The organism is Paenibacillus sp. LC231 (assembly GCF_001860525.1).
Classification (GTDB): Bacteria; Bacillota; Bacilli; order Paenibacillales; family Paenibacillaceae; genus Paenibacillus_AQ.
Map to the genome: position 1 here is coordinate 158838 of NZ_JFOM01000011.1, position 10886 is coordinate 169723.

6 protein-coding genes are annotated in these 10886 nt (G+C 50.5%); all 6 read left to right on the forward strand.

The window, feature by feature from the left end; translation table 11 throughout:
- Window positions 1–260 precede the first annotated feature (260 nt).
- The 6 genes from AK95_RS07875 (at window position 261) to AK95_RS07900 (ending at window position 10626) form a co-directional block, all read left to right on the forward strand.
- Window positions 261–2162 (forward strand): sensor histidine kinase, encoded by a 1902-nt coding sequence (locus AK95_RS07875; protein WP_235613049.1) that lies wholly within the window; start codon window positions 261–263, stop codon window positions 2160–2162.
- The gene (locus AK95_RS07880) at window positions 2159–3709 is read left to right on the forward strand and encodes a response regulator transcription factor (RefSeq protein ID WP_071219419.1); all 1551 of its coding nucleotides are present in this window, start codon (window positions 2159–2161) and stop codon (window positions 3707–3709) included. Before AK95_RS07875 ends, AK95_RS07880 begins: the two co-directional genes overlap by 4 nt.
- A gap of 469 nt (window positions 3710–4178) precedes the next feature.
- Entirely contained in the window at window positions 4179–5108 is a 930-nt protein-coding gene (locus AK95_RS07885; protein WP_071219420.1) for an ABC transporter permease, read from the forward strand.
- 21 nt (window positions 5109–5129) lie between these two features.
- Window positions 5130–6077 carry a carbohydrate ABC transporter permease gene (locus AK95_RS07890; RefSeq protein WP_071219421.1) on the forward strand — a complete coding sequence of 316 codons (948 nt, stop codon included), beginning with the start codon at window positions 5130–5132 and terminating at the stop codon, window positions 6075–6077.
- A gap of 115 nt (window positions 6078–6192) precedes the next feature.
- A complete protein-coding gene (locus AK95_RS07895; RefSeq protein WP_071219422.1) occupies window positions 6193–7713 on the forward strand; it encodes an ABC transporter substrate-binding protein in 1521 nt (506 codons plus the stop codon).
- A gap of 132 nt (window positions 7714–7845) precedes the next feature.
- The gene (locus AK95_RS07900; protein WP_071219423.1) at window positions 7846–10626 is read left to right on the forward strand and encodes an endo-beta-N-acetylglucosaminidase; all 2781 of its coding nucleotides are present in this window, start codon (window positions 7846–7848) and stop codon (window positions 10624–10626) included.
- The last annotated feature ends 260 nt before the right edge of the window (window positions 10627–10886 follow it).

A 10886-nucleotide genomic window follows, 5' to 3' on the forward strand; every position in this document is an offset into this window, starting at 1 on the left:
ATCGAAGGGCATTCCTCTGCTATTCGATACTAAATGCGTTGTGCTGACTTGTCCCGTTCCATTCCTTCGAAGTTGAATATTCCTATGCTGCGTTCGGTCAGAACGAACGGGATGCCATTCCTTGCTGCCTTCGCAATTCATCAATTCCATACTAGAATACGTTTATGCCGCGTTCGGTGGCATGAAGCGGAGTGCCGCATTCGTGTTCCTCGAAAGCGCGTGATTTATTTCTTTAAGCTTCATAAAGATGCAAATTTCAATTGCCGGGTTTACGGAAAGGGTGTACACTGGGTGCCGAAGTGACCATTATAGAACAGGGTGTGTTTCATATTTTCAGACTGCGCCAATTCTATTTAAATCATCTGAAGCGAAAAATGTTCAACAAAATCGTTGTGCTGTATTCGACCGTCATGATCGTGCTGTTTGCGATTGCGGCAACCCTGGTTTATCAATACCAGACGCAGCGCATACTCCGTGAGCAGACCGATGCGAATCTTAAATCCGCGCATGTTCTGAATATTTATTTAAGCCGGCAGTATGAGGGCATACAGAATATATTTCAGCAGATTTACGGAGATGCCACGCTGAGCGATGAGCTGATCTACTTTTTGAACAACGAATATGAGAGTTACCTGAAATACCGCCTGGATTTGTACACCAGGACAGGAGAACAGCGTTTGCGCTCCTTCAATAACTTGCTGAAAAATTATCTGGAGCAGGAATCAAGCGCCAAAAGCGTGTCGATCTACAGCTATCCGAACAATTTTTACATGCATATCAGCCGGACCAACCAGCAGCTGAATAATGAAGCGGGCTCCAAGAACAAGTGGGAGACCTGGTTCGCCCGCCGGGAGCAGCACAGCTGGGATACCATGCCGCAGAACGAGTCCTCGCGTTCATCCGGAGGCTCCAGTCCAAGGTCGTATTCCTATTCGAGAGAGCTGAAGGACCCGTGGACCCTGAATCGGGTGGGAATGATGAATGTGGAGTTCGACGCCCGGCAAATTTCATCCTGGCTGGAGAGCCGCGCTTCGGTCAAAGGCCGGATCCTGGTGTTGAACGCACAGGGAACCGTGATTTACGATTCGGAGGACGAGTACTACGGTCAAACCTACCCCTACAACCTGGAGCAGGAGAAAGCCGGGGACTGGGTTCAGCTGGACGAACCCTCCAAGGTCAACATCTTGAATGTCGGCAATGCGGGCTTGTCAGTGGTGGGGATTGTGTCGCAATCTTTGATCGAAGAGAGCACGGAGAGTCTCAGAACCGGACTGATCCTGGTCACCCTGGTGTTTATGGCGGCCAGTTTTGCGATTACGTTTACGATCGTTCGCAAGTTCTCCAAAAAAGTGCAGCGGATCATCCGCTCGATGAACCGGATCGGCGAAGGGGATCTGTCGACGCGCATTCAAATGTCCGGCGAAGACGAGCTTCAGCAGATTTCCCGCCGGTTTAACGACATGGGCGACCGTTTGGAGCAATACATCGATAAAATGTATACCTCGGAAATCAAGCAAAAAAACGCGGAGCTGGTTGCCCTGCAATCCCAGATCAACCCCCATTTTCTATACAATACGCTCGAATCCATTCGCATGAAGGCGTACTTTGTGGGGGCAAAGGAAGTGGGGCAAATGATATACAGCTTGTCGGTCATGTTCAAGAACATGGTAAAGAAAAGCACGGTGGTTACCGTTGAAGAGGAAATGGACATGTGTTCCGTTTATCTCGATTTGTTCCGCATTCGCTATGACGGCCGGCTGGAGACGGAGATCGAGGTGGATCCGGAAATCCAAAGTGCCAGCATTATCAAGCTGCTGGTCCAGCCGATCGTGGAAAACTATATCGTTCACGGATTTCGTCCGCTGGAAGACAACAATAAAATTTCAGTCCGAGCTTATGGGGCAGGGGACCGGGTCGTGATCGTCGTATCGGACAATGGAACGGGCATTCCGGAGGAAAAGCTGCCCCAAATCCGCGGCACGCTGAACAAGGTTCTCCAGCCTCCCGAAAAGGGCCATCGTTCGATCGGGCTGATGAACGTGCATGAACGAATCGTGCTGAACTACGGGAATGATTACGGAGTGACTATAAACAGTACGGAAGGACAGGGAACCGAGGTCCGCATGGAAATACCGATGCTTCGCAAGGGGGAGACGACATGAGGAAGGTGTTTTTTGTTGATGACGAGCCTTTGATCGCTCAGGGCTTGGCCACCATTGTGGATTGGCAGGACTACGACCTGCATGTGTCTGGTTCGGCCAACGATGGGTTACAGGCGCTTGAGAGGTTGAAAGAAGAGCCCGTGGATCTGCTGATCACGGACATTATGATGCCCAGAATGAACGGGCTCGAGCTGATCAAGAAGGTAAAGGAAATACATCCCCGCACCAAATTCATTGTGCTGAGCGGGTACGAAGAATTTGAATATGTGAAGGTGGGGATCACGCTCGGCATTCAGAACTACATTTTGAAGCCGATCAACATTGAGGAACTGGAAGCCACCATTAAGCATATCCGAGGCGATTGGGAGCGCGAGGAATTGAAACGGTTTCGCTCCGAGGAGGATTGGAAGATCCTCCGCAGCAATATTTTGCAGCGTTGGGTCAACGGCGACATCAAAAGCTCGGAATTAAAACAAAGAGCCGAACTTCTCGGAATTCCGCTGAATTATGTGTCTTACCAGGTTTACGTATTGCGGCTCATATCTGACGAACGCCCGGTATCCCAGCTCTATCGCTTGACCAGCCTAGCCGATGAGTATTGCCGGGCTTTCTCGGAAGAGCTTGGGGGAGATCATGAGGTGATCTGCTTCCCCGATGCGGATGACGATATCGTCGTGATGTCGGTCGCGATGACTGAACGGAGGGATGCCGCGCGGGAGGGTATGAGAAATGCCATGGTCAAGCTGAGGGAGCTGACTGGCTTGCGCATGTGGTGCTCCGAAGGAAATGCGGGATTCAATGATTTCAAAGACATTCAGGAGAGCTACAGGAAGGCGAAGAGCCACTTCAACGCCTGCCTGATTGCCGGAGATGACATGACGCTGTACAGTCCGCCTGCGGAACCGGAGACCGTTCAGGCTTCTTCGCCGTCCGCTCGCCCCGACACGTTCGCGAAGCTGCTGATCGAGGGAGACGTTCCGTCCTTGCAGGCTTATATCGAGTCCGTTCTCGGCGGTGACAGCGGGGAGCCGACGGTACCCCGGGGAACCTGCTTGAATGCGGCAGTCCAGCTGATGATCGCGGCGAAGGATATGGAGAAGAACCCCGATTACAGCGAGGTGTTTACGCCAATGCACCGGATTAATACGCTCCAGGGACTCCGAAATCATGTGTGGCGTATCGTCGAGCGCAGCCTTGCGCGCCTGGAAGAAGCGGATCAGGGTTATAGTCTGCACGTCTCGTTCCTTGTAGAGCAGGTCCAGCACCATTATCCGGAAGAGCTTTCCCTGAAGACGCTGAGCCAGCGGCTGCAGATGCATCCGAATTATTTGGGGCAGCTTTTTCAGCAGGAGGTCGGAGCAAGCTTCTCGGATTATTTGAACCAGTACCGCATCGAGAAAGCTACGCAGCTCCTTTTACATACCGATCAAAAGACGGCGGATATTGCGTTCAGCGTAGGTTATACGGACAGCTCGTACTTTTACAGGCAGTTCAAAAAGTATACGGGCGTGTCTCCAACTGAAATGAGGTCCATGTATCGGATCTAAATAAACCGTAAACCGTCTAGTGACAGGCTCAGGGCTGATAAGCTTTGGCCTGTTTTTTGTTGTTTTATAGAGGTTGTTCAAAAAGTCATCTTTTGATCACGAAGGGAGTCAAGAAGTAACTCGGCATCGAATCTTGAATTCAGCCGGGCCTTCTGGTGCTCACGTACCCAAAACGTACGCTCCGCTCCTCAGTCCCTAGCTTCATCCAACCTAAAGCGTTTTGAAAAAACGCACTTCGGAAGCATAAGCCTCGGTGCTGAAAACCCGCCTTTTTGAACACGCACTTATAAGGGATTCTTTAATTTATCCATCCCGTTCTAGTATTTTTCAACTTGAGCGCGATAGCGCTTACTTGGCACAATGATAGTAGTTAGGGTGAGTGATAGAATAGCCGCATTGACATAGATCATGGGGGATCTTCTAGAACAGTCGCATCACTTGTATTTAACGGGGAAGAGGAGGAGTGCTCATGTCGGGGTTCATCAAAAAGGTTATACGCAACCGGTTTATGCTGCTGATGATACTGCCCGGAACCATCTGGTTTCTTATCTTTGCTTACTTGCCCATGTTCGGCACCGTTCTCGCGTTTAAGGACTTCCGTATAAGCCCGGACGGATTTTTTGCCAGCGTGTTCAACAGCGAATGGGTAGGGTTCAAAAACTTCGAATATCTGTTTACAACCAATGATGCCTATATCATTACGAGGAATACGATTCTGTACAACCTGGCTTTTATTATCCTGGGCCTGATCATTGCGGTCGGCTTTGCGATCATGCTAAGCGAGCTTGTCAACAAGCGGACGGCCAAGGTATATCAGACCGGCATGTTTCTGCCGCATTTTTTGTCGTGGGTTATTATCAGTTATTTTGCGTTCACCTTCTTGAGCGTAGACAAAGGGACGCTCAATCAAATCATCACTTATTTCGGGGGAGAGCCGATCAGCTGGTACGCCGAAGCTAAATATTGGCCCTTCATTCTTGTTTTTGTCGGCATATGGAAAGGCGTGGGCTACAACAGCGTTATTTACCTGGCAGCTATTACAGGGATCGACAAGTCTTATTATGAAGCGGCTGTTATCGATGGAGCCAACAAGTGGAAGCAAACGCGGTACATTACGATTCCGCTCTTGAAGCCGCTTATGATCATACTGACCATATTGGCCATCGGGGGCATCTTCCGTTCCGATTTCGGATTGTTCTATCAGCTTCCGAAGGACTCGGGCGCTCTCTACCCGGTAACGAATGTTATCGATACCTTCGTCTACCGCGGACTGATCAATATGGGGGACATCGGAATGAGTACGGCAGCAGGCTTGTATCAATCGCTTGTAGGGCTGGTTCTGATTCTAGTCGCCAACTATATCGTTCGACGAATTGAAAAAGATCATGCGATCTTCTAATCCGAGGGAGGTGTACCGTTCATGACGCAGCTATCCACGCAAACCGCGAATCAGCCGGCAAAGCGTTCAAAGAAGAGAGACTACAACGCCATCTCCCCATTGTGGAATACGATTTTTAATATCGTGATCGGCATCTTCTCGTTCTCCTGTATCTTTCCGTTTCTATTTGTTATTATTATTTCCTTGACCGACGAACAGACGCTGGTCTTGGAAGGCTTCAGGCTGCTGCCGAGTCAGTTCAGTACGGCGGCGTACGAATATATTTTTGAAACGGGAGGCGAGCTGCTGTCCTCATTCAGCTTAACGCTTCTGGTCACGGTACTGGGAACGCTGGTGAGTCTGGCATTGGTTACGACTTATGCCTATGCATTGTCTCGTCGAAACTTTGAATTTCGAGGCTTTTTCAGCTTCCTTGCATTCTTTACCATGCTGTTCTCGGGCGGTATGGTGCCTGGATATATCGTGATGACCCAGTTCCTGCATCTGCAAAACACGATCTGGGCGTTGATATTTCCTTTATCCCTGAGCGCGTTCTCCATCATCGTCATGCGAACCTTTTTCCAAACGACGATTCCGGATGAAATTATTGAGTCCGCCAAAATCGATGGCGCCGGCGAGTTTCTGACTTTTATCCGAATCGTGCTGCCGGTCTCGCTGCCGGGGATTGCAACGATTGGTTTGTTCAGCTCTTTGGGTTACTGGAACGACTGGTTTAATGCCTTGCTGTATTATAACAATCCACAGGCAACGCCACCGCTGCAGTTCATGCTGATGAAGATCGAGAAGAACATGGATTTCCTGACGCAGAATGCGCAGAATATTGGTTCATTCGATGCAGCAACCGGCCTGCCGACAGAGACGGTAAGGATGGCGATGGTCGTATTGGCGACACTGCCGATTGTTATGGCGTATCCGTTCTTCCAGCGATATTTTGTCCAGGGCCTGACGGTAGGCTCGGTCAAAGGCTAATTTCATATGGTTGTACCCGCATCGCACACTGCCGGAGAAATCCGGCTTTGATGTTTCAGGTGTGTAAGCGGTGTCAATATAGCATTAACCATTAAGTGATACAGGGGGAAAACACATGTTTAAGAAAAAGGTTTCTATACTGTCCCTTGCTCTTGTGCTTCTGCTGACGGTTGTATTGTCGGCTTGCGGCAGCAAGGAAGGAGCTAAGTCCGGCGAGCCTGCGAAGGAAGAGGCAGCCGTTCAGAGCGACGGCACGGTCGATGCTTCCAAGCTGGATCCGGTCAAACTGAAAATGTACATGATCGGGCCTAACCAGAAGGATCTTCCCGTGGTACAAGAGGAAATCAATAAATATTTGACGGAAAAAATCAATGCAACGCTCGAGATCAGTATGATCGACTGGGGCGATTACAGCCAGCGGATGCAGGTTATTACAAGCTCCGGCGAGAATTACGACATCGCCTTCACTAGCTCATGGGCGTTCGATTATCTTCCAAATGCAGCGAAGGGCGCATTTAAGCCGCTGAATGATCTGCTTGATCAATATGGAAAAGGCATTAAGGAAGCGCTGGATCCTCGTTTCTTGGAAGGAACGAAGGTGAACGGCGTGAACTATGGCATCCCGGCCAACAAGGAATTGGCACAGCAGTTTGTATGGCGTTTCAATAAGAAGTATCTGGATAAGTACAACCTGGACATTTCCAAGGTGACAACACTTGAGGATCTGGAGCCGCTTCTGAAAACGATTAAAGAGAACGAGCCTGCGGATATTACACCGCTTGCCGTACCGAAAGGCTTTAAGCCTTACTTGCCGGTCGACTTCCCGCTTGGTGATGAAATTCCAATCGGGATGTACCTTGACACCAAAGACTTTAAATTTGAGAATCTGCTGGATTCACCTGAACTGAAATCGGCTCTGACCACGATGCGCAAATATTATAAAGCGGGTTATGTGCGCGAGGACGTAGCGACGCTCGACGGCATTGATAACATCAAAACTGGCAAATGGCTCGTGGACCGCGAGATCACACAGCCATACGCGGAGCTTGGCTGGTCCAGAAACGCAGGATATGACATTGTGACAAGACCGATGCACGATCCGGTCATTTACACCAGCTCCGCTGCGGGCTCGATGATGGCGATTTCTTCCTACTCCAAAAATCCGGAGCGGGCGATGATGTTCTTGAACCTGCTGAACACGGATGAGAAACTGCGCAATATGATTCAATACGGTTTGGAAGGCACGCACTACAAGAAGCTTGAAGGACCATACATCGAAGATATGCCTGCTATGCAGGAAAACTATGCCATGCCTGGATTTGCGCTCGGTAATATGTTCCTGACGTATCTTCATGAAGGCGAGCCTGAAGACAAGTGGGAAGCATTCGAGAAGTTTAACAGCTCGGCTGTGGTAGCTCCTACGTTCGGCTTTAACTTCGACACGGCTCCGGTAAAAACGGAGGTTGCGGCCATCACCAACGTAGCGAAAGAATTCATTCCTGCGCTGTACACCGGCTCCATCGATCCTGAAGAATACTTGCCAAAAGCAAAACAAAAGTTCCAGGATGCTGGAATTGACAAGGTTATCGCTGAAGCTCAAAAGCAGTTTGATGAGTGGAAGGCTCAAAACAAGTAATCTATAAAAAGTGTATGAGGGGGTAGAAACGGCTGATCTAAAGCGGCCGTTTCTCTCTGTCATTCCTTCTTTTCGATGGAAAACGCATTCATTGTCCACCACGAAATCATGAAATAAACAGGAGGTTTTCCCATGAAACGAATCAAACCGGATTATTTAACGAAAGCCCAGTGGAAACGCAGAATGACGGTATGGATGAGCACGGCAGTGCTGGCCGCGTCCCTGACGGGTTTTGCTGGAGAAGCCGAAGCAGCACAGCCTCACTCATCATATTGGTATCCGAACACGCTGCTGGAATGGTCGCCGTCCACGGATAAGGATGCGCTATTTAATCGGGGAACGGTTAAGCTGGAGGATCAGCGTCTCCAGGGTCATAAGGTAAACAACAATGCCAAGGAGGAAGTGAAGGTTTTATCGATCGCTTCCATGTATCCAAGCACAAGCGGAGCTCCTTCCCAAGGCTCGGAGAAGTTCCATACCTATACGTTCAGTAATTGGCAGTATATCGACAAGCTGGTGATGTGGGGCGGCTCGGCAGGCGAAGGATTGATCGTTCCGCCAAGCGCCGACGTGATCGATGTGGCTCACAAGAATGGCGTACCTGTTTTTGGAACCGTTTTCTTGCCGCAAACCGAGCATGGAGGCAAAATCCAGTGGATGCATGATCTGTTAAAGCAGCGGGAGGATGGATCCTTCCCGGTTGCAGACAAACTGATTGAGGTTGCTAAGTATTACGGATTTGATGGCTGGTTCATCAATCAGGAGACTCAGGGCGGAACGCCTGAGGATGCCGCCAAGATGGCCCAGTTTTTAACGTATCTTCAGCAGAAAAAAGCGCCGGGCATGGAAGTGATCTGGTACGATTCCATGATCAAGGAAGGACCGGTGAAGTGGCAGGGGGCTTTGACGGATAAGAACGAGATGTTCTTCCAGGCGGGAAATCAGCGCGTTTCCGACCATATGTTTATCGATTTCCGCTGGCAATACAAGGATGAGAAGAACGGCCAATACGACTACATTACTCCGTTCCTGAATTCCCCGGCCAAAGCGGCGGAGCTTGGCCGCAGCCCGTATGATCTATACGCTGGCATCGACGTGGAGGCGAAGGGCTACGAAGGCAAGTTCAATTGGCCGGTTGTATTCCCGGACGGCAAGAAAGCTACGACTTCCCTCGGTATTTATCGTCCCGATTGGGCGTTCAACAGCTCCGAAACCCATGAGGAGTATATGAAAAAGGAGCAGATCTTCTGGGCGGGACCTGGCATGAATCCGGCTAATACCTCGCTGCCTGAAGGGACCGATCCGCTGGCCTGGAGAGGGATTGCGAATGATGTGGTTGCCAAAACCGTGCTCACCGATTCCGAATTTGTCACCCATTTCAATACCGGCAACGGCCATATGTTCGCGGTGGACGGCAAAGTGATGCGGAGCAGAGACTGGAGCAATCGGAGCCTGCAGGATATTTTGCCGACCTGGCGCTGGATCACGGAAACTAACGGCAAGGGTGAAGCCCTCAAGCCTGGATTTGACTTCAGCAAATCCTACTACGGAGGCAGCTCGCTTCAGGTGGCGGGTGCGGTAAGCAAAGGCTCCTCTACCCATGTCAAGCTGTATAAGGCGAATATCCCGGTAGAACCGACGACGGAAGTATCGCTCGTCTATGCGGACAATGCGAAGGACGCCAAGGTGAAGATTGGTTTGGCATTCTCCGATGCACCGGATCGGTATGAATTTTTCGAGCCTGGCAAGTGGACTGCCACGGGCGCCGATCAGGACTGGAAGCAGGGCAGCGTTAAGCTGAACAAGTATAAAGGCCGCACGATCGTGGGAATCTCGCTGCAATTCGAATCTGCCGCGGATATAGCGGATTATCGGGCCAATATTGGAAAACTGGCCGTTACTCAGGTGAATGATAAGGCGAAGAAACCGCACCAGGTGACCGATCTTCAGGTCATCGATAATGATTTCCGCGGCGGAATTTATGGAGATGCGCGATTGTCTTGGAAGGCACCGAAACAGGCTGAGGACGTAATGTACTACCAGGTGTACCGGGTTCATCCGGACGGCAAGTACGAGCTGATGGGCATGACGGGGAATACGGTATATTACGTGCCGGAAATGAAGCGACTGCTGAAGGAGCAGGCAACCAAGATGGTCGTGATTCCGGTGAACCGCCATTACGAACAAGGAAAAGCATCGTCGGTAAGCTTTGACTGGCCGGAATATCCGAAGCCGGTTGCAGCCTTCGAAGCGGATAAAACGCTGATCGCACCGGGAGAAACGGTACAATTCACGGATCTTTCCTCGGAAGTGACGGAGTCCTGGAGCTGGAGCTTCCCGGGCGGACAGCCAGCATCCAGCACGGAGCAGAATCCTAAAGTGACATATTCGGAGGAAGGAACGTACGAAGTGACGCTAACCGCTACCAATAGCGTTGGCGAGGACTTGGTTCGGAAGAAGCTCATCACGGTTACACGGGAAGCGGAGAATGGCGTGGGCAACCTTGCTCTTGGCAAGGAAACATCAGCATCCAGCTTCGTGAATGAGAAGGAAGCACCTGCATTTGCGGTGGACGGCAATGCCGCTACCAAATGGTGTGCTGTTGGAGACGGGCCTCACTGGCTGACGGTGGACCTGGGAGCCGAGCATAAGCTCAGCGAATTCGTGATCAAGCATGCGGAGGCCGGAGGCGAGCCGGCCGCGTTCAATACGCGGGCATTTACCATTCAGGTAAGCTCGGACGGCAAGGAATGGAAGGACGCGGTATCGGTCAAAGACAATACGAAAGCGGTCAGCAGCCATGCCATCGAACTTACCTCCGCACGGTACGTGCGTCTTCAGATAGAGAAGGCGACGCAAGGCGGGGACACGGCTACGCGGATTTATGATTTTGAAGTACTGGGTTTGAAATAATTCGGATGACTAGAAGGGCGTTCCCATAAGGGGGACGCTCTTTTTTTGGGGTTGTTGATAACGTCCGGGCTCCTCATAGCGGCCGTTAAGGCCCTAAGCCGGCGCGTATAGTCGATAAATAATGGAGTCATTTTGGTATTATCCCCTGATGGTAGACAGTGAAAAAAGAGGACATGTTACAATGAACTCAAACACTGGATACCGGAGGGGATTTTTGTTATGCCAGCGAAGAAAGGTCAAACTTTTAATCGATATAGTGA